This is a genomic window from Nonomuraea sp. JJY05, assembly GCF_043496855.1.
In the GTDB taxonomy this organism is placed as follows: Bacteria; Actinomycetota; Actinomycetes; order Streptosporangiales; family Streptosporangiaceae; genus Nonomuraea.
On sequence record NZ_JBIEIS010000037.1, the window covers coordinates 14,736 to 36,958 of the forward strand.

The 22,223-nt window shown below is 70.1% G+C and carries 19 protein-coding genes; 8 read left to right on the forward strand and 11 right to left on the reverse strand.

Annotated elements, in window-relative coordinates:
- The 3 genes from ACFKCF_RS43235 to ACFKCF_RS43245 are packed head-to-tail and all read left to right on the forward strand — an operon-like array spanning position 1 to position 3,336.
- Positions 1–867, forward strand: a complete 867-nt coding sequence (locus ACFKCF_RS43235) for a carbohydrate ABC transporter permease (protein ID WP_394501185.1) — start codon at positions 1–3, stop codon at positions 865–867.
- On the forward strand, positions 864–1,817 hold the full coding sequence (locus tag ACFKCF_RS43240; RefSeq protein WP_394501186.1) for a carbohydrate ABC transporter permease: 954 nt from the start codon (positions 864–866) through the stop codon (positions 1,815–1,817). The genes ACFKCF_RS43235 and ACFKCF_RS43240 overlap by 4 nt, the downstream gene beginning before the upstream one ends.
- Positions 1,818–1,821: 4 nt before the next feature.
- On the forward strand, positions 1,822–3,336 hold the full coding sequence (locus ACFKCF_RS43245; protein ID WP_394501187.1) for a glycoside hydrolase family 13 protein: 1,515 nt from the start codon (positions 1,822–1,824) through the stop codon (positions 3,334–3,336).
- Positions 3,337–3,414: 78 nt separating this feature from the next.
- Here ACFKCF_RS43245 and ACFKCF_RS43250 read toward each other — a convergent pair whose 3' ends face one another.
- Positions 3,415–4,290, reverse strand: a complete 876-nt coding sequence (locus ACFKCF_RS43250) for a LysR family transcriptional regulator (RefSeq protein WP_394501188.1) — start codon at positions 4,288–4,290, stop codon at positions 3,415–3,417.
- 62 nt (positions 4,291–4,352) lie between these two features.
- On the opposite strand from ACFKCF_RS43250, the gene ACFKCF_RS43255 reads away from it, so the two are divergent.
- Positions 4,353–5,111, forward strand: coding sequence for an SDR family NAD(P)-dependent oxidoreductase (locus tag ACFKCF_RS43255; protein ID WP_394501189.1), 759 nt, complete (start codon positions 4,353–4,355; stop codon positions 5,109–5,111).
- Positions 5,112–5,218: 107 nt separating this feature from the next.
- Here the strand turns inward: ACFKCF_RS43255 and ACFKCF_RS43260 are convergent, their stop codons facing one another.
- The 8 genes from ACFKCF_RS43260 to ACFKCF_RS43295 all read right to left on the reverse strand — a co-directional run bounded on the left by ACFKCF_RS43260 (position 5,219) and on the right by ACFKCF_RS43295 (position 14,470).
- The gene (locus ACFKCF_RS43260) at positions 5,219–6,076 is read right to left on the reverse strand and encodes a phosphotransferase (protein ID WP_394501190.1); all 858 of its coding nucleotides are present in this window, start codon (positions 6,074–6,076) and stop codon (positions 5,219–5,221) included.
- Complete coding sequence (locus ACFKCF_RS43265) at positions 6,077–7,072, reverse strand: LacI family DNA-binding transcriptional regulator (RefSeq protein WP_394501191.1); 996 nt, start codon at positions 7,070–7,072, stop codon at positions 6,077–6,079.
- A 32-nt stretch (positions 7,073–7,104) separates the two neighbouring features.
- Positions 7,105–8,475, reverse strand: coding sequence for a GH1 family beta-glucosidase (locus tag ACFKCF_RS43270; RefSeq protein WP_394501192.1), 1,371 nt, complete (start codon positions 8,473–8,475; stop codon positions 7,105–7,107).
- Positions 8,472–9,275 carry a carbohydrate ABC transporter permease gene (locus tag ACFKCF_RS43275; protein WP_394501193.1) on the reverse strand — a complete coding sequence of 268 codons (804 nt, stop codon included), beginning with the start codon at positions 9,273–9,275 and terminating at the stop codon, positions 8,472–8,474. Before ACFKCF_RS43275 ends, ACFKCF_RS43270 begins: the two co-directional genes overlap by 4 nt.
- Before the next feature lies 1 nt (position 9,276).
- On the reverse strand, positions 9,277–10,221 hold the full coding sequence (locus ACFKCF_RS43280) for a carbohydrate ABC transporter permease (RefSeq protein WP_394501194.1): 945 nt from the start codon (positions 10,219–10,221) through the stop codon (positions 9,277–9,279).
- The gene (locus ACFKCF_RS43285) at positions 10,218–11,516 is read right to left on the reverse strand and encodes an ABC transporter substrate-binding protein (protein WP_394501195.1); all 1,299 of its coding nucleotides are present in this window, start codon (positions 11,514–11,516) and stop codon (positions 10,218–10,220) included. Before ACFKCF_RS43285 ends, ACFKCF_RS43280 begins: the two co-directional genes overlap by 4 nt.
- Positions 11,517–11,638: 122 nt before the next feature.
- Positions 11,639–12,529 (reverse strand): serine/threonine-protein kinase, encoded by an 891-nt coding sequence (locus tag ACFKCF_RS43290; RefSeq protein ID WP_394501196.1) that lies wholly within the window; start codon positions 12,527–12,529, stop codon positions 11,639–11,641.
- A gap of 123 nt (positions 12,530–12,652) precedes the next feature.
- The gene (locus tag ACFKCF_RS43295; protein ID WP_394501197.1) at positions 12,653–14,470 is read right to left on the reverse strand and encodes an N-6 DNA methylase; all 1,818 of its coding nucleotides are present in this window, start codon (positions 14,468–14,470) and stop codon (positions 12,653–12,655) included.
- A 76-nt stretch (positions 14,471–14,546) separates the two neighbouring features.
- Here ACFKCF_RS43295 and ACFKCF_RS43300 point away from each other — a divergent pair, with 76 nt between their 5' ends.
- Together ACFKCF_RS43300 and ACFKCF_RS43305 are read left to right on the forward strand one after the other, a co-directional pair.
- Positions 14,547–15,317 (forward strand): PP2C family protein-serine/threonine phosphatase, encoded by a 771-nt coding sequence (locus ACFKCF_RS43300; protein ID WP_394501198.1) that lies wholly within the window; start codon positions 14,547–14,549, stop codon positions 15,315–15,317.
- Positions 15,318–15,498: 181 nt separating this feature from the next.
- Positions 15,499–16,368, forward strand: coding sequence for a CHAP domain-containing protein (locus tag ACFKCF_RS43305; RefSeq protein ID WP_394501199.1), 870 nt, complete (start codon positions 15,499–15,501; stop codon positions 16,366–16,368).
- A gap of 4 nt (positions 16,369–16,372) precedes the next feature.
- On the opposite strand, the gene ACFKCF_RS43310 is transcribed toward ACFKCF_RS43305, so the two are convergent.
- Positions 16,373–17,422, reverse strand: a complete 1,050-nt coding sequence (locus ACFKCF_RS43310; protein ID WP_394501200.1) for a glucose 1-dehydrogenase — start codon at positions 17,420–17,422, stop codon at positions 16,373–16,375.
- A 126-nt stretch (positions 17,423–17,548) separates the two neighbouring features.
- On the opposite strand from ACFKCF_RS43310, the gene icmF reads away from it, so the two are divergent.
- Together icmF and tpx are read left to right on the forward strand one after the other, a co-directional pair.
- Positions 17,549–20,740, forward strand: a complete 3,192-nt coding sequence (gene icmF, locus ACFKCF_RS43315) for a fused isobutyryl-CoA mutase/GTPase IcmF (RefSeq protein WP_394501201.1) — start codon at positions 17,549–17,551, stop codon at positions 20,738–20,740.
- Between the two features lie 82 nt (positions 20,741–20,822).
- Positions 20,823–21,323 (forward strand): thiol peroxidase, encoded by a 501-nt coding sequence (tpx, locus tag ACFKCF_RS43320; protein WP_394501202.1) that lies wholly within the window; start codon positions 20,823–20,825, stop codon positions 21,321–21,323.
- Between the two features lie 42 nt (positions 21,324–21,365).
- On the opposite strand, the gene ACFKCF_RS43325 is transcribed toward tpx, so the two are convergent.
- Positions 21,366–22,169 (reverse strand): SAM-dependent methyltransferase, encoded by an 804-nt coding sequence (locus ACFKCF_RS43325; protein ID WP_394501203.1) that lies wholly within the window; start codon positions 22,167–22,169, stop codon positions 21,366–21,368.
- Positions 22,170–22,223: the final 54 nt, after the last annotated feature.

The following is a 22,223-nucleotide window of genomic DNA, read 5'->3' on the forward strand; positions in this document are numbered from 1 at the left end:
ATGGCAATCTTGCGGCGCAACCTGACGGCCTACGGGTTCCTCTGCGCGGCCCTGTTCTGTTTCACGGTGTTCGCCTGGTATCCGATGGTCAGGGAGTTCATTCTGAGCTTCCAGAAGACCGACCTGATCAACCCGCCCACCTGGGTGGGGCTGGACAACTTCGAGGTGGCGGTGCAGGACCCGGCCTTCGGCGAGGCCTGGCTGAACACCGTGGAGTTCACGCTGCTCGCGCTGCTGTGCGGCTATGCCGTGCCGTTCGTCGTCGCGCTCGTCCTCAACGAGCTGCGCCACGCCCGGGCCTACCTGCGGTTCGTGGTCTACCTGCCGGTCATGCTGCCGCCGATCGTGGCGGTGCTGCTGTTCAGGTGGTTCTACGATCCGGGGCCCGGGCTGTTCAACCAGGTCCTGGACTTCTTCCACCTGCCGCCGCTGGCCTGGCTAGACTCGTCGTCGACCGCCCTGATCTCCCTGGTCCTCGTCTCGACCTGGATGAACATGGGCAGCGCGACGCTGATCTACCTGGCGGCGCTGCAGAACATCCCGCCCGAGCTGTACGAGGCCGCCGAGCTCGACGGGGCCGGGATCCTCAAGCGGATCAGGCACGTCACGATCCCGCAGACCCGGCTGATCCTGCTGCTCATGCTGATGCTGCAGATCGTGGCGACCATGCAGGTGTTCATCGAGCCGTACATGCTGACCGGCGGCGGCCCGGAGAACGCGACCGTGAGCGTCGCGTACCTGATGTACCAGTTCGCGTTCTCGCAGATGAACTACGGCCAGGCGGGCGCGCTCGGCATGCTCCTCATGCTCGCGCTCCTCGTCTTCGCGGCCTTCCAGCTCAGGACGACCCGTGAGGACCCGGCATGACGGCGACCGAACACAGGCGGGCTCCGGTGTCCGAGCCGCCCGGCAGGGCGCGGCCGAAGCGCCGGCGAAGGCCGCCCAAGCCGATCCAGGTGCAGTTCCGCACGATCGTCTCGCCGCACCAGCTCAACAGCAGGTGGGGCCGGCGGATCTACTGGCTGGTGCTGGTCGCGGTCATCGTGGTCTTCACGCTGGCCTTCGTCTTCCCGCTCTACTGGATGGTCACCGGCGCCATGAAGACGCCGGAGGAGATCGCCCAGATGCCGCCGTCGCTCGTCCCGGCCGACCCGGCGCTGGACGCGTTCTTCGAGGCCTGGGACCTGTTCGACATCGGCACGCTGCTGGCCAACACCGCGTACTACTCGCTGGGCGCGTGGCTGTTCTCCATGGCGGTGGACGTCACGGCCGCGTACGCGCTGTCGAAGCTGCGCCCGATGTTCGGCAACGTGATCCTCGGCGCGATGCTGGCCACGCTGATGATCCCGCCCATGGTCATCCTCATCCCGCTCTACGTCACGATCGTGGACCTCGGGCTGCTCAACAACGCCTGGGGCCTGTGGTTCCCGGCGGCGGCGAACGGCTTCAACATCTTCCTGCTCAAGCGGTTCTTCGACTCGATCCCGCGCGAGCTGATCGAGGCGGCCCAGATCGACGGCGCGGGCCCGCTGCGGGTGCTCTGGTCGGTCGTGCTGCCGGTCTCCAGGCCGATCCTGGGCGTGGTCTCCATCTTCACGATCGTCACCGCGTTCAAGGACTTCGTCCTGCCGCTGCTGGTCATGACCGACAGCGAGAAGATGACGATCAGCGTGGGCCTGTCGCAGACGGCGGGCGCGGTGACCCAGAACCAGATCATGGGCGGTCTGGTCATCGCCAGTATCCCAATGATCATCGTCTTCTTCGTCTTCCAACGACACATCATGGCGGGGCTCACCGCCGGAAGCATCAAGGGATGAGCGCATGTCGCAAACGTGGTGGCGGGGGGCCGCGATCTACCAGGTCTACCTGCGTAGCTTCGCCGACGGGAACGGTGACGGGATCGGCGACCTGGCCGGCCTGCGCTCCCGCCTGCCGTACCTGAAGGATCTCGGGATCGACGCCATCTGGCTGAACCCGTGGTACCCGTCGCCGATGGCCGACGGGGGCTACGACGTGGCCGACTACCGGGACATCGAGCCGGTCTTCGGCACGCTGTCCGAGGCCGAGCGGTTCGTCGAGGAGGCGCACGAGCTCGACATCAAGGTCATCATCGACGTGGTGCCGAACCACAGCTCCACGGAGAGCGCCTGGTTCAAGGAGGCCCTGGAGGACCCCGCGGCGCGGGACCGCTTCTGGTTCGCCGACGAGCCGCTGAACGACTGGCAGTCCATCTTCGGCGGCTCGGCCTGGACCCAGGTCCCCGACGGCCAGTGGTACCTGCACCTGTTCGCCCCGGAGCAGCCGGACTTCAACTGGACCAATCCCGAGGTCCACCGGGAGTTCGAGGACGTGCTGCGGTTCTGGTTCGACCGCGGCGTGGACGGCGTGCGCATCGACTCCGCCGCCCTGCTGATCAAGTCGGACACGAAGTACGAAGACCTCGACGAGGTCCACGACGTCTACCGCCGGTGGCGCGAGGTGGCCGACGAGTACGGCGAGCGCATCCTGATCGGGGAGGTCTGGCTCCCCGACCAGGAGCGTTTCGCGCGCTATCTCCGGCCCGACGAGCTCCACACGGCCTTCAACTTCGACTTCCTGTCCTGCCCGTGGGACCCGGCCGAGCTGCGCAGGGTCATCGACCTGACCCTCGCCACCCACACCCCCATCGGCGCCCCGCCGACGTGGGTGCTGTCGAACCACGACGTGACGCGCCCGGTCACCCGGTACGGCCGCGCCGACACCACGTTCGCGCACGGCGGCCGCCTCCACGGCACCCCGTCCGACCTGGAGCTCGGCTACCGGCGGGCCAGGGCGGCGGCCCTGCTGGCCATGGCGCTCCCCGGCTCCGTGTACGTCTACCAGGGAGAGGAGCTGGGCCTGCCCGAGGTCGAGGACCTCCCGGACGAGCTCCGCCAGGACCCGATGTACGCCAGGTCGGGCGGCGCGAACCCGGGCCGGGACGGCTGCCGCGTGCCGCTGCCGTGGTCGGGCGAGGAGCCCCCGTTCGGCTTCGGCGCGGGCACGCCGTGGTTGCCGCAGCCGGAGGCGTGGCGGAAGCTGACCGCCGAGGCCCAGCGCACGGACCTGGGCTCGATGCTCAACCTCTACCGGACGGCCCTGGGCCTGCGCCGCGACCTGCTGGGGGACGGCACGTTGACCTGGCTCCCGACGGGCGGCGAGGTCCTGGCCTTCACCAGGGACTCGGGCCTGACGAGCGCCACCAACCTGGGCTCCGACCCGGTGCCGCTACCCGCGGGCCAGCTCCTCCTGGCCAGCGGCGCCCTGGAGGACGGCGCCCTGCCCCCCGACACCACGGCCTGGCTCACCCGGGACTGACCGCGGCACGACCTCCCCGGCGGCGGCCGGCGCGAGGCACAGGCCACCGAGAGGCCGCTCTCCACGCCGCGCGGCCGATCAGGTGGCGCACATGCACGTGACGACCGCGTCCACCAGCCTCCGCACGGCCGGCCGCCGGTCGCCGCGCCGCCAGACGACGGCCAGCCTGCTCGGCGGCAGCCCCGCCACGGGCCTGCTGACCACGTCGTCGCGCCGGTAAAGCGCGGCGTTCCCGGCCGAGACCAGCATCACGGCCCGCCCGGTCGCGACCAGCTCGAACGCCTCCTCGGCCGTCTCCGCCTCCGCCCCCACCACGGCGGGCGCCGCCCGCTGGTCGGTGGCCAGCCAGAAGTCCCGCATGGGTCCGGCGGAGACCGGCAGCGCCACGAACGCCTCCCCGGCCAGGTCGGCGAGCGTGACCTCGGAGCGGGCGGCCAGCGGATGGGCGGCGGGCAGCGCCACCCAGCGCTCCTCCGTGCTGACCACCGTCCAGTCGTACTCGCCGTGACCCGGCATGGGCAGCCACGCGACGGCCACGTCGACCTGGCCGTCGCCCAGCCCCACGGTGGGGTCGCTCCACGGCACCTGACGGAAGCGCAGGTCCCAGCCGGTCAGCGCACAGGAGATGGACGGTACGAGCCCGCGCCCGATCCGCGTCTGGAACCCGACGACCAGCGTCCGCTCGTCGCGCACCGCGGCCACCGCCCGCTGCGCGCCCTCCCACTGCTCGATGATCCGCCGAGCCTCGGGCAGCAGCGCCGCCCCCGCCGCCGTCAACGCCACGGTACGGCGGTCGCGCTCGAACAGCTTGGCCCGCATCGACAGCTCCAGCTGCCTGATCTGCCTGCTCAGCGAGGGCTGCGAGACGAAGAGCCGCTCGGCCGCCGCTCTGGTGAAGCTCAGCTCTTCGGCGACCGCCACGAAATACCTGAGATCCCGAATATGGGTATCCATAGCAAAAAGCTATAACAGCCGGTCTTGGACGGCCGTGGGAGCCGCGACCCACGATGGGACGCATGAGAGATTTGTCGGGAAAGACAGCATTGGTAACCGGAGCGTCGCGCGGAATCGGGCGGGCCATCGCCGAGCGCCTGGCCGCCGACGGTGCCCGCGTGATCGTCCACTACGCCCGCAACGACGACCTGGCCCAGAAGACGGTGGCCGCGATCGAGGGCGCGGGCGGGCAGGCGTACGCGGTGAAGGCGGCATTCGAGGACGGCGTGGACGCGTTGTTCGAGGGCATCCGCGAGGAGCGGCTGGACATCCTGGTCAACAACGCCGCCATCCTCGCCGGGGTGCTGGGCACGGTGACCGAGGAGCAGTTCGACCGGGTCTTCGCGGTGAACGTGCGGGCGCCGTACTTCATCATCGAACGCGCCCTCCCGCTCCTGAACGACGGCGGCCGGATCATCAACATCTCCTCGGCCGTCGTCCGCATCGCCCTCCCGGACCTCGTCTACTCGATGACCAAGGGAGCCCTGGACACGCTGGGCTTCAGCCTGGCGCCTCTCCTCGGCGAGCGGAACATCACCGTGAACACCGTCTCGCCGGGCGTCACGGAGACGGACATGAACACCTGGCTCCGCGAGGACGACGGCACCGCCGAGCGCGCGGTCACCGAGGTGACGGCCCTGGGCCGCATCGGCCGCCCGGAGGACATCGCGGACGCCGTGGCGCTGCTCGCCGGCGAGGAGTCCCGGTGGATCACCGGACACGTCCTGGACGTCACCGGCGGCTACTTCCTCGGCCCGCGCGGCGGCGTGGTCCCGGTCTAGCGTCCGGCGGGGGAGCGGTCCCGGTCCGGGGGTGGCGGCGAGCGGTCCCGGTCCGGGGGTGGCGGGGAGCGGTCCCGGTCCGGGGGGCGGCGGGGAGCGGTCCCGGTCTAGCGGGTGGCGCCGCTGGGGTCCCGGAGCCACGCCTCCAGGGCCGCCTGGGCGTCGGCGGCCCCGGCGGGCAGCCGCAGCGCCCTGACGAGCATCCACAGCGTCCCCTGCAGCCCGCGCGCCGCCAGGAACTCCCGCAGCTCGGGATCGTCGGGATCGTGCCCGTAGGCCCGGACGGCCGCCCGGCCGTCGAGCCGCTTCGTACGCAGCAGGCAGGCCAGATCCCACTCGACGGGCGCGGCCATGCTCTCCTCGAAGTCGTTCCAGAGCAGCCCGGCGGGGGTGGCGAGGAGGTTGCCGGGGTGCGCGTCCCCGTGGACGGCCTGCGCCGTCCGGCCCGCCAGCCGTTCGGCCAGGCCCGCGTGCGCGTCCCGTAGCCGCGCCAGCACGTCGGGCGGGACCTCCCCGTCGAGCAGCTCCAGCAGCCGCAGCGGCTCGTCGAGCACCGGCCCGAGGTAGGGCAGCCCGCCGGGAAAGCCCCGGAGCGCCTCGTGCAGCTCGGCGAGCGCCCGCCCGGCCGCCTCCGGGCTCGGCTGATGGCCGGGGTCGTGCTCGACGTGCCTCCAGAAGGAGAGTGCGACCCCGTCGCGCAGATGCGGCCCGGCGGGCAGCAGGTCGCTCGGCGGCACGACCGGCACGCCCTGCCCGTGCAGGTAGGACACGACGTCAAGCTCCCGCCGCAACGCGTCGGCGGGCCGGGCCCGCCCCAGCGCGGTCACCGTCGGCACCCGCGCCACGATCGGCGCCGGGCGCAGGTGGACCCGGAGGTTGAACGAGTCGTTGAGGACCACCGGATCCACCACTCGGATGCCGTGCTCCTCGGCCAGGGAGACGGCGGCGGCCACTGCCGGGATCACTTAGGCGGATTCCCTGATCACCAGCTCCGTCGGCATGATCACCGGCTCGGCCGGGCCGCCCTCGAACAGCCCGAGCAGGAGCCCGACCATGGCCGCCGCCTGCTCGGCCACCGGGTGCCTGAGCGTCGTCAGCGGCGGCTCGGTGTATTTGGCCGCCTCGATGTCGTCGAAGCCGACCACGGCCACGTCGTCGGGCACCCGGCGCCCGGACTGTCGCAGCGACTGCAGGGCGCCGACGGCCATCAGGTCGTTGGCCACGAAGACGGCGTCCAGGTCGGGGTCGTCGCGCAGGAGCTGCCGCATGGCGATCGCGCCCGACTCCCGGGTGAAGTCGCCGATCGCCACGATCGACCTGAGGTCGGAGTCGCGCAGCACGTTGCGGTAGCCGGCCAGCCGGTCCTGGCCGCCGATCATGTCCTGCGGGCCCGCGATCGTGGCGATCCGGCGCCGTCCCGTCTCCACCAGGTGCCGGACCCCGATCTCCGCTCCGCCGACGTTGTCGTTGTCGACGTACGGCATCTCCACGGGGACGGCGGGCCGCCCGTAGGAGACCACGGGGACGCGCAGGCGCGACAGCGCGGCCGGCAGCGGGTCGGCGCCGTGCATGGAGATCAGCATGACCCCGTCCACGTGCCCGCCCGCGATGTAACGCTCCACCCGGGCGTGGCTCTTGGCGGAGGAGGCCAGCATGAGCACGACCTGCTTGTTCACCGCCTCGAGCGCCACCGACGCCGACCTGATCGCCGTGGAGAACATCGGGTCCTCGGAGAAGACCCGGGTGCCCGGCTCGCTGACGACCAGGGCGATCGAGTCGGTGCGCTGGGTGACCAGGCTGCGCGCGGCCGAGTTGGGCACGTAGCCCAGCTCGTCGATCGCGCGCTGCACGGCGTCGCGGATGTGGGGCGCCACCGTCGTCTGGCCGTTGACGACCCGGGAGGCGGTGGCGCGCGAGACCCCCGCCCGGGCGGCGACCGCCTCGAGGGTCGGGCGTCTCATGACTGCATCAAGTGGGAGAGCACGGAAAAAATCTACAGGCCGTTCCTGGTGATGACGTCTCTGTACCAGAGAGCGCTGTCCTTGAGGACCCTGGCCTGTGTCGCGTAGTCGACGTGCACGATGCCGAACCGGCGCCGGTAGCCCTCGGCCCACTCGAAGTTGTCGAGCAGCGACCAGACCAGATATCCGCGCAGATCCGCGCCCGCCCCGATGGCCCGGTGCACCTCGCGCAGGTGACCCTCCAGGTACGCCACCCGCTCGTCGTCGTGCACGCGGCCGTCCTCCACGACGTCGTCGAAGGCCGCGCCGTTCTCCGTGACCATGAGGCCGACCTGCGGATAGTCCCGCGAGAGCCGTACGAGCAGCCGGGACAGGCCGTCCGGCACGATCGGCCAGCCCATCGCGGTCGTCGGCGTGTCCGCCGCCGTGAACCTGACGCCCTCGGAGCCCGGCCACGCCGCGTCGGCCGGCAGCCCCGGACCCGACTCGACCACGCACGGGTTGTAGTAGTTGACGCCGACCAGGTCGATCGGCGCGTTGATCAGCGCGAGGTCGCCGTCCAGGACGTGGTCCGTCCCGCCGTTGCGCGCCGCCGCCTCCAGAATTTCCAGCGGGTACGTGCCGTGCACCGCCGGGTCGAGGAACTGCCTGGTCAGCAGCGCGTGGACGCGGTCGGCGACGGCCGCGTCCGCCTCGCCGGCCACCGCCGAAGGGTCGTTGACCTGGGCGGGGGTGAGCACCGGGGAGGAGTTGACCACCAGCATGAGGCTGCGCGCCCCGGACTCGCGCAGCCGCCGCGCGGCCAGCCCGTGGCCGAGCAGCAGGTGGTGCGCCGAGCGCAGGGCGTCGGCCGGGTCGCGGCGGCCCGGCGCGTGCACGCCGTTGCCGTAGCCGAGGAAGGCCGACACCCACGGCTCGTTGAGCGTGGTCCAGTCGCCCACCCGGTCGCCGAGCCGGTCGTGGACGGCCTGGGCGTAGTCAGCGAACCGGTAGGCCGTATCGCGATTTGTCCAGCCACCACGGTCTTCGAGAGCTTGGGGAAGATCCCAGTGATAAAGCGTCACATAAGGCGAAATTTCGGCGGCGAGTAGCTCATCCACGAGCCGGTCGTAGAACGCCAGCCCGCGCGGGTTGACCGGGCCGGCGCCGTCCGGCTGGACGCGCGGCCACGCGACCGAGAACCGGTAGGCCGCCAGCCGCAGCTCGCGCATCAGCCCGACGTCCTCGCGGTAGCGGTGGTAGTGGTCGCAGGCCACGTCGCCGGTGTCGCCGTCCGCCACGTTCCCGGGGGTGTGGGAGAAGGTGTCCCAGATCGACTGGCCCCGCCCGTCCTCCTTCACCGCCCCCTCGATCTGGTACGAGGCCGTCGCGGCACCCCAGACGAACTCCTCGGGAAAGATCATCCCTTAACAGCTCCTTGCATGATTCCACCGATGATTTGCCTGCCGAACAGGGCGAAGACGGCCACGAGCGGGAGCGTGCCGATCGCCGTCCCGGCCAGCCCGAGCACGTAGTCGTTGACGTAGCCGCTGGCCAGCGTGGACAGCGCCACCTGGACCGTCGGGTTGTCGGGGTTCAGCACGACCAGCGGCCAGAAGTAGTCGTTCCAGGCCGACATGAACGTCAGCATGCCGAGCACCGCCGCCGCCGGACGGGCGGCGGGCAGCACGACGTGCCAGAACAGCCCCCACGTCGAGCATCCGTCCACCCGGCCCGCCTCCAGCAGTTCGTTGGGCAGGGCCCGCGACAGGTACTGGGTCATGAAGAACACGCCGAACGCGTTGACCAGCGCCGGGACGATCAGCGCGTAGTTGGTGCCGGTCCACTCCAGCTTCACCATGAGCATGTAGAGCGGGATGATGCCGAGCTGCGCCGGGACCATCATGGTGGCCACGGTGATCACGAGCATGATGTTCCTGCCCCTGAACTTCAGCTTGGCGAAGGCGAACCCGGCCAGCGTCGAGAAGAACATCACCGCGATCGAGATCGACCCGGCCACGACGACGGAGTTGACCAGCGCGAGCCCGAAGGGGACGGTGTCGAAGACCCGGGAGACGTTGGCGAAGAAGTTCCCGCCGGGGATCAGCGGCGGCGGCACCTGGGCCAGCGCCGAGTTGTGCCGGGAGGCCACGACGACGCTGTAGTAGAGCGGGAAGGCCGAGAAGAAGGCCACCGCGGTCAGGGTCAGATAACGCAGCCTCATATCAGCTCCGGGTGATCAGGAAGTTGACCAGCGCGACGATCACCACGGCCAGGAACATCAGCCAGGACGCGGCCGAGGCGTAGCCGAAGTCGAACGTCGAGTTCGCGAAGCCCTGCTCGTAGACGAACAGCGCCAGGGTCTGGAACTGCCGGTCGGGCCCGCCGGTGGCGATGCCGCCCCCGCCGCCGCTGCTCTGCCCGAACAGCAGGGGCTCGGCGATGATCTGCATGGCGCCGATCGTCGAGACGATGACCACGAAGACGATCGTCGGCCGGATCATCGGAATCGTGATCTTGCGGAGCTGTGTGAAGCCGCTCGCGCCGTCGATGGTGGCGGCCTCGTACAGCTCGCGCGGCACGGCCTGCATGGCGGCCAGGAAGATCAGCGCGTTGTAGCCGGTCCAGCGCCACATGATCATCACGGAGAGGGCGATGTGCGAGGTCGCGGTGCCGGCCGCCCAGTCGATCCTGCCGGCGCCGAACCACGAGAGCACCCAGTTGATCAGGCCGAAGTCCCGGCCGAAGAGCTGGCTGAAGATGACCACGACCGCCACCACGCTCGTGACGTTGGGCAGCAGCAGCGCGACCCGGAACAGCGTCTGGAAGCGCAGCCGCCGGTTGAGCAGGTGCGCCAGCCAGATGGCCAGCATGAGCTGCGGCACGGTCGAGAGCACGCCGATGGACAGGGTGTTGAACGTGGCGTTCCAGAAGTACCCGTCGCTCAGCAGCGCCGAGTAGTTGTCCAGCCCGACGAACGTCTGGGTCTCCGACAGCAGCGACCACTCGTGCAGGCTCACCCAGGCCGTGTAGACCAGCGGGAACAGCCCGAAGGCGCAGAAGAGCAGGAAGAACGGCGCCACGTAGGCGTACGGCGACACCCTCAGGTCGAGGGTGTGCCGCACGCTGCGCCTACGCCGTCGCGAGACCGCGAGGGGAAGGGTGCTCATTTGATCTTCTTGACGTCCTCGAGCACCTGGGCCCACGCCTCGTCAGGCGTCTGCTTGCCCTGCTCCACGCGGCCGAGCCCGTTGCCGATGGCCGTGCGCACGTCGGCCTCCTTGGGGCCGAGATGCTGCGGCTTGAGCGCCTTGGCGGCGTCGGAGTAGATCTTGCCGATGGGGGCGTCGCCGAAGAACGGCTTGGTGAAGTTCTGGATCGACGGGTCGTCGTACAGGGCCGGGATCGACGGGAACGTTCCCTCCTCCTTGAACACCTTGGCCTGGTTGTCCTTCGAGGTCAGGAAGTCGATCAGCTCGGCGGCCTCCTTCGGGTGCTTGCTCTGCCTGGGCACCATGAGGTGCGAGCCGCCGCTGTTGCCGGAGCCGCCGGGCACGGTCGCGATGTCCCACTTGCCGGCCGAGTCCTTGGCCTGCTCCTGGATGAAGCCGGTCATCCAGGCCGGGCAGATGATCGTGGCGAACGAGCCCTTGGCGAAGCCGGTGTTCCACGGCGGCGTGAAGGCCGCCAGCTTGGCGGTCAGGCCCTCCTGGGTGAGCTGGTTGGACAGGTCCCAGGCCTTCTTCACGTCGGGGTTCGAGGCCGCGATGATGTGGTCCTGGGCGTCGTACAGGCCGACGGGGGCCTGGTTGACCATGGCGCGGAAGATCTCGCCGGGGGAGTCCACGAACTTCGCGCCCGCCACGTTCGCCGTGGCGAACTTCTTGCCGGTCGCGATGTACTGCTCCCACGTCGGCCAGAGGGCCGCCACCTCGGTCCGGCCGGTCGGCAGCCCGGCCTTCTTGAACAGGTCCTTGCGGTAGCACATGGCCAGCCCGCCCACGTCGGTGCCGAGGCCGAGCACCTGCGTGCCGTCCTTGCTGAGGCCCTGCTGCCACTTCCAGTCGAGGTAGTCGGGCTGCCGCTTGTCGAGCCCGTACTGCTTGAGATCGACGAACTTGCCCGGCTGGGCGGTGAACGTGCTGATGTAGCCGACCTCGACCGCCTCGACGTCCCCGGCGCCGGCGTTCGTGGCCAGCCGCTTGACGAGGTTGGTGTGGTGGTCGTTGAACTGCGTGACGTTCTCGACGATCTCGATGTCGGGGTGGGTCTTCTTGTACTCCTCGTAGAGCGGTTTGAAGCCGAAGTCGCCGAAGAGGCCGACGGTGAGCTTGATCTTCTCTCCCGGCTTGGCGCTCTGCGTGGCGGTGCTCCCGCTACCGCCTCCGCCACCGCAGGCCGTCGCCAGGGCGAGCAGGGACGCGGTGATCAAGGGCATGGCGAATCGCCGGACGCGAGGGGTCATGGAACCCTCCTTGGTCGGTGCTTGCGAGGTGTGAGAGAGCGCTCTCTCAAGAGAGTCGCGGCGCTCGTGCCAGGCTGTCAACGGGGAATTGAATAACGATCCGGCTTAGCGAGAGAGCGCGTTCACGCGTTGAGCGCGCGGCCCGCCATGCGGGCGTACATGCGGCCGGGGCTCGGGGCCTCGGTGAGGAATCCGGGCAATACGGGCAGCTCTACGGCGAACGGGTCGAGCCGCTCGTACAGCTCGTTCGCGTCGGCGGGCCGGTCGCCCGGCTGCTTCTCCAGCAGCTGCGACAGCAGCGCGCCCAGCTCGCGGGGCAGCCCGGGGATGGCCGGCGGGCGCTCCTTGACCTGCTTCTCGAAGACCATGTAGTCGGTGGGGCCGGTGAACAGCTGGCGCCCGGTCAGCATCTCGTGCAGCACGCAGCCGAGCGAGTAGAGGTCGCTGCGCGGCTCGGCGACGCCGTGCTGGATCTGCTCGGGAGCCATGTACGCCGGCGTGCCCAGGATCTGTCCGATCCTCGTGAACGTGGTGACGTCGGCGTCCCGCAGCATGGCCAGCCCGAAGTCGAGCACCTTCACGCTGCCGTCGGGGCAGAGCATCAGGTTGGTGGGCTTGAGGTCGCGGTGGCAGATCGCCAGGGCGTGGGCCGCCGACAGCACGGCACACGCCTGGGCCGCGATCGCGGCGGCCCACGAGACGGGCAGCGGGCCGTGCTCGCTGACCACGTCGGCCACGGTGACGCCCTCGATGAACTGCATCACCTGGTAGAGCCGCTGCTCGTGGGTGCCGAAGTCGTAGAGCACCGGCGCGCCGGGATGTTCCAGCCGGGCCAGGATGCGGGCCTCGCGGATGAACCTGCGCTCCAGCTCGTGATCGTGCCCGCTGGGCAGCCTGAGCAGCTTCACCGCCACCCGGCGGTCGAGGTGGCGGTCGTGGCCCGCGTAGACGGCGCCCATGCCGCCTTGCCCGAGAGGGAGGTCGTCGAGCACATAGCGGTCGCCGATGACCATTCCGCCCCTCCCAGCAGCCTTCGGGAAAAAACTACACCGTCAGGCGACGGCGTGCCGTCGGCTCAGGGAGTGAGGCCATGAGCCCGCGAGGGAAGGCGGCGGCTCGGAGCGACCGAGCCAGCCTCACGAAGTGAGGCCATGGGCAGGTGGGTGGAGGTGGCCGTCGGCGAGGCCGTCGAGGCCGAGCCTGATCAGCGCCTGCCCCAGCGTCGAGGTCTCGCGGATGGCGTCCTCGAGCACGGCGAGCTGCCGGAAGGCGTCCCCGTACGCCTTCTGCTCCTTCAGCGACAGGCGCGGCAACCGGGTGCGGCGCACGTCGAACCGGCTGGAGCCGGTGGTCGCCCGCCCGCCGGCGGCGCGCAGGAAGCCCGCCAGGAAGTCGGGGTCCAGCCGGCGCGCGTCCACCCGGTAGAGCGTCAGATGGGGCCCCAGCACCGCGCCCCCGCCGTCGGGCATCACGCGCACGCTTGAGTAGGAGGCCACCACGTCCCCGGGGCGGATCGCGATCAGCCCCTGCTGCATGGTGGTGGAGCCGGACGGCGGCGTGCCGTTGAGCACGTCGTCGGAGGTCAGCACGGGCACCTCGCCGCCGTCCGCGGCCATCTTGGGCGGGGCCTGCGACGTGGTCACCAGGCCTTCCTTGATCAGGTCGCCCAGCGTGGTCGCGGGCTGGTCGAGCGGCTGCTCCAGGACCTGCAGGTCGGGCGGCGCCGAGGCGGCGGCCATGAAACGGTCGCGGGCCTCGGCATACGCCTTGCCGACGTCGTCGCGCCGCTGGTGGCGGGCCGGGGTCATGTCGACCTCGTCGGCCAGCAGGTCGATGATGCGCACGGTCTGGTCGGAACGGTCCTCCAGGTACGCCTCCCAGGCCGGCTCGACGCTCGCCAGGTCGGCCGCGGCGTCGAGGATCAGCACCTCGGACGGCGGCCGCTCGCCCGCCGCGGGCCGGCGCAGCAGCCAGAGGTCAGACCCGGGCAACGCGATGACGGCCCGCAGGGCGCCCGCGCGCAGCAGGTTGGCCCGGATGCGGCGGCCCGCCTTGCGGCTGGCGGCGGCCGGCGGCATGAGAATGGCGACCAGGCCACGCGGCTTGACGTGGGTGAGGCAGTGCTGCACCCAGGCCAGCTCCGGCTCGCCGCGCGGCGGCAGGCCGTACTCCCAGCGCGGGTCGCCGGTCAGCTCCTCGTAGCCCCAGGCCCGCTCGTTGAACGGCGGATCGCACACCACGGCGTCGGCCCGCTCGCCGGCGAACCCGTCGTCGCGCATCGAGTCGCCGGCCACGACCTGGGCCTCGATGCCGCGCAGCCGGAGCCTGGAGGCGGTGATGGCCGCCGAGGTCTCGCTGAGCTCCTGACCGAGCATCCTGGCCGCCCCCGGCTCCGCCTGGGCGTGCTGGTCGTGGGTGGAGGCGAGGAGCAGCGTGCCGACGCCGCAGGCCGGGTCGAGGATCGTCGAGCCACCCGGCCGTACCAGGCTGACCATGAGCCCGGCCACGTCCTCGCGGGTCACGGAGAGCTGGCGCGAGTGCGCTTCGAGGTAGCGCTCGCAGAGGAACTCGTACGCCGTCAGCGCGCCGAGCTGCTCGGCCAGCTCCAGGACGAGCTCGGCCAGCTCCGGCTCAAGTCCGCCCTCGGGCGATTGGGGACCCGCGGCCGGGCGGGTCAGCAGGGCGCCGGCCTGGGCCACCAGCTCGCCCAGACGCAAATCGCCCGCGGCTTTCAGGCGTTGCCACACCCGATCTCCCAGAGAGACCTGGTAGGACTTCCCATAGCGACGTAGCCAGGACTCGACCTGCCGGAGCGAGAAGAGGGGCTGGTTGGCCGTACCGCCGATGGGAGCGGGGAAGTCGTCGTGGCGACGGCGCCAGTTGCTCACCGCGGCACGCCCGACACCGGCGAGCCGGGCGATGTCCCCGGCGTTGACGGTCGGGTCGTGGCTCATGGTGCCCACAGTAGTTCACAAGAGTCTTCAGCGCATCTGCTTGTGAAGTCTTTCAACCAATGATTTACTGCTGGGTATGAAGCACAACATCCGCTATGCCGCCGGATCAGACGTGGGCCGCCGCAGGGAGCAGAACGAGGACTCCGGCTATGCGAGTGGCCGGCTGCTCGTGGTGGCCGACGGGATGGGTGGACACGCGGCCGGCGAGCTGGCGAGCTCGGCGGCGATCGCCGTCATGCGCGAGCTGGATGCCACGCTTCCCGAGACGGGCGCCGACCTCGAGGCGGCCCTGGAGGGCGCCGTGCACGAGGCGGCACGCAGGCTGGTCGAGCTGGCCGACATCGACCCCGCGCGCAGGGGGATGGGGACCACGGTGACCGCCATGCTGTGGGACGGCTACCGGTTCGCCCTGGCTCATCTCGGTGACTCCCGCGGATACTTGCTTCGCGATGGTGCTCTCTACCAGATGACCAAGGATCACACACTTGTGCAGTCGATGGTGGACGAAGGGCGGATAACCGAGGACCAGGCCGCCGTGCATCCCCGGCGTTCGATGGTGCTGCGGGTGCTGGGCAGCGAGGGCAGGGCGGAGCCTGACATGGCGCTGCGCGAGTCCGAGCCCGATGACCGCTACCTCCTCTGCTCCGACGGTCTCACGACCGTACTCGGTCCCGAGGTTCTGCACGAGGTCCTGACCACGGTGGCAGACCCGGGCGCGGCCGTCCAGCGGCTGATCGATCTGGCCAACGAGGGCGGCTCGCCGGACAACGTGACCGTGATCGTGGCCGACGTGGTCGCGCCGGGCGCGGGCGAGGTGGCCGTCTACCGCGTGGGGGCCGGCGCGTAACAGGAGTGATCATCAGTCTCACCTGCCTCACCAGTCACAAAACCGAAATATTGGCTAATAGCACGACACTTTCCGAGTGATTCGCGCAATTTCCCGATGGCACTACTACAGTCCATCGTGATTTGTCGGTTTTCTGGGAGGAGTCACCCTGGACCCGATCGCGGACGAGCTGCTGAAGACGGTGCGGCAGGAACTCGGCTACAAGGAGAAGAACGGCCAGTTCACCAAGTTCGGACAGTGGTATGCGGATCGCGTCCAAGACACCCAGTACCGCAACGGGCCGTGGTGCGACATGTTCCTCGCCTGGGCCGCGGACAGAGCCGGCCTCAGCCAATATGTGGGCGAGTTCGCCTGGACGCCCTCACATGCCGCCTGGTTCATGAAACAGGGGGCGTGGACGCAGAAGCCCGAGCCGGGTGCGCTCGTCTTCTTCGACTGGAAGGGCGGCAAGAGCTACAAGGGCATCGACCACGTGGGAATCGTGGAAAGCGTCAGCGGAAAGAAGATCCACACGATCGAGGCGAACGTGGACCGGATCTGGCTCAAGCGCAAGACGCGGGAGACGGACAAGGTCGTCGGCTACGGCATCCCGCGCCTGGTCAAGGCCGGTGCCGACAAGCTCGGGGAGATCCGCTCGACCGAGCGGCCCTTCGTAGCGGCACCGCGCGTGGAGACCGGGCAGGGGTCGCCTTTAGATGTCCTGGGCACGCCGCCCGCGCTGCTGACCGCGATGGTGCTCATGACCGTCGTGCTCTCCCTCCGCATCACCGGCCGCCGCCGCGGCACCCACCGCCGCCTGGCCTGGCCCTGGAACGCGCCAACCACCCCGCACCTGCCGCCCGAGCCTGAGAAGGCTCGCGAACGGGTGACGGTCCGCGCCAAGGCATCGCCTCCGGAGCACACGCAGGCCAAGCCCCGTCCCACCCCGACGCCGGCCGCCCGCCCGGCCAGGACGCGCGTCACGGCCGCCGCCGCGACCAGGCACCCGGCCTCTACTTCTACCTCTACCTCGGCCTCGACGAGACGCAAGCCCTACGAACCCGGCCCATGAGGGGCTAGGTCGTGAGGTCGATGACCACCTTGACGTCGTCGCCGCGTTCGAAGGCGTCCTGGCCGCGCGACAGCGGGACCCGTCGCGTGATCAGCCGTTCGAGCCACCCGAGGTCGGCCTTGACCAGCGAGTCGGCGGCGTCCCTGTAGTGTCGCAGGTTCGCGTTCACCGAGCCGAAGACCACGTCGTTCTCCAGGACGATGTCCCGGTTGATGAGCCCCGCGTCCACCCGGTGCGCACGTCCTCCGGGTGAGAGCCCGGCCAGGCAGACGATCCCCGTGGCGGCCGTGCCGACCATGGCGTCGATGACGAGCGTCCCGGCCCCCGTGCACTCGACGATGATGTCGGGCTTGACCGTGGTGAGCTCCTTCAGCGACGACCCGGAATGGTAGGTCCCCTCCAGTGCCGCCACGAGCCGCGACTTGAGCCCCGCCGGCGACCGGTCGAGCACGTGCACCTCCAGCCCGCGCTGCCGCCCCATCAGCGCCGCCAGCAGCCCGATGGGCCCGGCCCCCGTGACCAGCAGCGTGCGGGGCTCGAACCAGGCGCGCGACCCGATCCGCTCGATCTGCTCCCACGCCTTGGCGACCACCGAAGCGGGCTCGACCAGCATGCCCACACTCTCCAGCGACGGATCCAGGCGCACGGCGTAGGCGCCCTCGACCGTCCAGCGTTCGGAGGCGTAGCCGTCGATCTGCTTGATGCCCCGTTCGGTGTACTCGCCGTTGCGGCACATGTCGAACTCGCCCCGTCTGCAGGCCCCGCAGGGCACGGGGTCGGGCCGCCGTACCACCCCGACCACCAGGTCGCCGGGAGAGTACGCGGAGCCTTCGGGCACCTCCAGCACCCGGCCCAGCGACTCGTGCCCGAGCACCATGCGTTCCTTGCCGGGCGGCGGCCAGCCGTACTCGGCGGTGATCAGCTCCCTGTCGGTCCCGCAGACTCCCAGCGCCAGCCCCTGGACCAGCAGTTCGCCCTTGCCCGGCACGGGATCGGAGATCTCTTCGACGGCGAGCGTCCCCTTCTTGCCCGGTGCGAACGTCAGTGCACGCATGCGGTGTCACCCCCTCGCGCCCCCTACCCCGGATCGCGGAGGCAAATAGTAGGACGTCCTAGTACCAATTAATAGGACGTCCTAGTATCTTCGGAAGGGAGAGCCCTCACGAAGGAGTGAACAGGCGTGCACGTCCCGGTACACCCAGTCCGTTTCGTGACCGCCGCGGCCCTGTTCGACGGCCACGACGCGGCGATCAACATCATGCGGCGCATCCTCCAGTCACAGGGGGCCGAGGTCATCCATCTCGGGCACAACCGCTCGGTGGACGAGATCGTCACCGCCGCCCTCCAGGAGGACGTCCAGGGCGTGGCGATCAGCTCGTACCAGGGCGGCCACGTGGAGTTCTTCACCTACCTCGTGGAGCTGCTGCGCGAGCGCGGGGCCGGGCACGTCAAGGTGTACGGCGGCGGCGGGGGAGTGATCGTCCCCGAGGAGATCGAGCTGCTGCACTCGCGCGGCGTCACCCGCATCTTCTCGCCCGAGGACGGCCAGCGGTACGGGCTGCCCGGGATGATCAACCGGCTCATCGAGGACTGCGACGTCGAGCTGGACGGCTCCCCGTCGGTCGAGGCCGTGGTCTCGGGCGACCAGGCGGCGCTGGCGCGCGCGATCACGCTCATCGAGTCGGGCCGCGCCCCGGAGGGGCTGGTCGAGGGCCTGAAGGCCGCCGCGACGGACAAGCGCGCCCCCGTGCTGGGCATCACCGGTACGGGCGGCTCCGGCAAGTCCTCGCTCACTGACGAGCTGGTCCGCAGGTTCCGCGTGGACAACGACGACAAGCTGCGCATCGCGGTCGTCGCCATCGACCCGACCCGCCGGCGCGGCGGCGGCGCGCTGCTCGGCGACCGCATCAGGATGAACAGCCTGAGCCCCCAGACCTACTTCCGCTCCCTGGCCACCAGGGGCGCCGCCAACGAGGTGCCCGCCTGCCTCGACGAGGTGATCACCGCCTGCCGGGCCGCGGGCCACGACCTGGTGATCGTGGAGACGCCCGGCATCGGCCAGGGCGACGCCGGGATCGTCCCCCACGTGGACGTGCCCATCTACGTGATGACGCCCGAGTTCGGGGCGGCCTCGCAGCTGGAGAAGATCGACATGCTGGACTTCGCCGAGGCCGTGGTGATCAACAAGTACGAGCGGCGCGGCGCGGAGGACGCCCTGCGCGACGTGCGCCGCCAGCTCGTACGCAACCGCGAGGCGTTCGGCGCCAGGCCGGAGGACATGCCGGTCTTCGGCACCATCGCGGCCCGCTACAACGACGCCGGGGTCACGGCCCTCTACCAGCACCTCAAGCCCCTCCTGCTGGGCGAGCCGGGGCCGGGGCTGCTGCCGAAGGTGTCCGGGCGCACCTCGCAGGCGTCGGCCGCCATCGTGCCGCCGGCCAGGGTCCGCTACCTGGCCGACATCGCCGAGACCGTGCGCGCGTACCACGCCGAGACGCTCGCCCAGGCCGAGGTCGCCCGCCGCCGCCAGCAGCTGGCCGCCGTGCGCTCCCTCCTGGACGACTCCCGCCTGGAGGAGCTGGAGGAGCGGGCGGAGCGGGAGCTGAGCGAGGAGAGCCGGGCCCTGCTGGCCGGCTGGCCCGCCGTCAAGGAGCGCTACACCGCCGACGAGCTGGTGGTGAAGGTGCGCGACCGCGAGATCCACACCCCGCTCTGGCGCGAGACCCTGTCCGGCAACCGGATCCCGCGAGTCGCGCTGCCCCGCTACAGCGACCACGGAGACCTGCTGAGGTTCCTGCGCGGCGAGAACCTGCCCGGATCGTTCCCCTTCACCGCCGGCGTGTTCCCGTTCAAGCGCGACGACGAGGACCCGACCAGGATGTTCGCCGGTGAGGGCGACCCGTTCCGCACCAACAGGCGCTTCAAGCTGCTGTCCGAGGGCCAGCCCGCGACCAGGCTGTCCACGGCGTTCGACTCGGTGACGCTCTACGGCCACGACCCGGACCTGCGGCCCGACATCTACGGCAAGGTCGGCACCTCGGGCGTCTCGATCGCGACGCTCGACGACATGAAGGTGCTCTACGACGGGTTCGACCTCGCGGCGCCGAACACGTCCGTGTCCATGACGATCAACGGCCCCGCGCCCACGATCCTGGCCTACTACCTCAACGCCGCCGTCGACCAGGCCCTCGACCGCTTCCAGGCCGAGCAGGGGCGCCCGCCGTCGGCCGAGGAGGCCGCCTCGCTGCGCGCCCGTACGCTGGCCACGGTCAGGGGCACCGTGCAGGCCGACATCCTCAAGGAGGACCAGGGCCAGAACACCTGCATCTTCTCCACCGAGTTCTCGCTCCGGATGATGGCCGACATCCAGGAGTGGTTCATCAAGAACGGCGTGCGCAACTTCTACTCGGTCTCGATCTCCGGCTACCACATCGCCGAGGCAGGGGCCAACCCGATCAGCCAGCTCGCCTTCACGCTGGCCAACGGCTTCACGTACGTGGAGGCGTACCTGGCCAGGGGCATGAAGATCGACGACTTCGCCCCGAACCTGTCGTTCTTCTTCTCCAACGGCATGGACCCCGAGTACAGCGTGCTCGGGCGGGTGGCCCGCCGCATCTGGGCGGTGGCCATGCGCGAGCGCTACGGCGCCGGGGAGCGCTCGCAGAAGCTGAAGTACCACATCCAGACCTCGGGCCGGTCGCTGCACGCCCAGGAGATGAACTTCAACGACATCCGCACGACCCTCCAGGCCCTGATCGCCGTCTACGACAACTGCAACAGCCTGCACACCAACGCCTTCGACGAGGCCGTGACCACCCCGTCGGCCGACTCGGTGCGCAGGGCCATGGCCATCCAGCTCATCATCAACCGCGAGTGGGGCCTGGCCAGGAACGAGAACCCGCTGCAGGGCTCGTTCATCGTCGAGGAGCTGACGGACCTGGTGGAGGAGGCCGTGCTCGCCGAGTTCGAGCGGCTGTCCGACCGGGGCGGCGTGCTGGGCGCGATGGAGACCGGCTACCAGCGCGGCAAGATCCAGGACGAGTCCATGCTGTACGAGATGCGCAAGCACGACGGCTCGCTGCCGATCGTCGGGGTGAACACGTTCCGCAACGGCACGGACGAGCCGCCGGCGCACAAGCTGGAGCTGGCCAGGGGCACCGAGGACGAGAAGCGCTCGCAGCTCGACCGGCTGCGCGCCTTCCACGAGCGCAACCGCTCCGAGGCCCCGGCGCAGCTCGCCCGGCTGCGCGAGGTGGCGATGTCGGACGCGAACGCGTTCGAGGTGCTGATGGACGCGGCCCGCGTCTGCTCGCTCGGCCAGATCACCGAGGCGCTGTTCGAGGCGGGCGGCCAGTACCGCCGCAACGTCTGACCCTCGCGTGGGTGATGAGGGGGCGCGGGAGCCGCGCGGATAGGATCACGGGTCGGGGAACATCGCTATCCAGGAGGCTTTCATGTCCGACGTCACTTTCAAGGGCACGCCCGTCGCCGTGGGCGGCACCTTCCCGACGCCCGGGGCCAGCGCGCCCGCGTTCAAGCTGGTGGGCGGCGACCTGGCCGAGCACTCGCTGGAGGAGTACGGCCAGAAGACCAAGGTGCTCAACATCTTCCCGAGCCTCGACACCGGCGTCTGCGCGGCCTCGGTGCGGCGCTTCAACGAGGTGGCCGCCGAGCACCCCGAGGTGGCCGTGCTCTGCATCTCCGCCGACCTGCCCTTCGCCCAGAAGCGGTTCTGCGGCGCGGAGGGGCTCGACAACGTGGTCACGCTCTCGCTCATGCGGGGTCGCGAGTTCCTGACCGACTACGGCGTGGCGCAGGAGTCGGGGCCGCTGGCGGGGCTGGCCGCGCGCGCGGTCGTCGTGCTCGACGGTGACAACAAGGTGGTCTACTCCGAGCTGGTGCCGGAGATCACCCAGGAGCCCGACTACGACGCCGCGCTGACGGCGCTCAAGTAGCCCGGGTAATGAGCCGGGGGTCCACGACGTGGACCCCCGGTCTCAGCTCCTCCTGGCCACGCCGCACAGGATCAGCGACGACTCCGGCCCGTCGGCGAAGTCGATCATGTCGGCCTGGTCGGGACGCCACTCCGGCAGCCAGACCAGGCCCGGGTCGACCAGCTCGAACCCCTCGAACAGCGCCGCGATCCGCTTCCGGCTCCGGAACGTGAGCGGGGCGTTGGTGTCCCGGTAGACCTCGGTGATCGCCTCCACGGCCGCGGGGCGGGCGTCGCTCGTGCCGTGGGACATGACCAGGCAGCTGCCGGGAGCCATGGCCTCGCGCAGGCTCACCATGATTTCCCGAGGGTGATCGCAGTCGGCGACGTAGTGCATGGTCGCCGTCAGCAGCACGCCGACCGGGCGGCTGAAGTCGATCGCCGCCATCACCTCCGGATTGCGCAGGATACCCTCGGGCTTGCGCAGGTCACCCTCCACCGCCGTCGTGTCGCCCTGCCCGGCCAGCAGCGCCCTGGCGTGCACCAGCACCACGGGATCCCGGTCCACGTAGACCACCCTGGCCCCCGGCGTGATCTTCCTGGCCACCTCGTGCACGTTGTCCTGGCCCGGCAGCCCCGTGCCGATATCGAGGAACTGCGTGATGCCGGACTCGGCGAGGTACCGAACGGCACGCCCCAGGAACGCCCGATTCGCCCGGACTGCCGCTCGTAACTCCGGAGCCGCCTCGAGCATCTTCTCCGCCGCCGCCCGATCGGCAGGGAAGTGGTCCTTGCCGCCCAGGAAGTAGTCGTAGAGCCGGGCGACGTTGGGAGTGTGCGGATCGAAGGCTGGCGACTCTCGTTCCAACCGTCATTCCCCCGATCAAGATTTAACGATCTTCAGTCTGGATTCTACGGATCT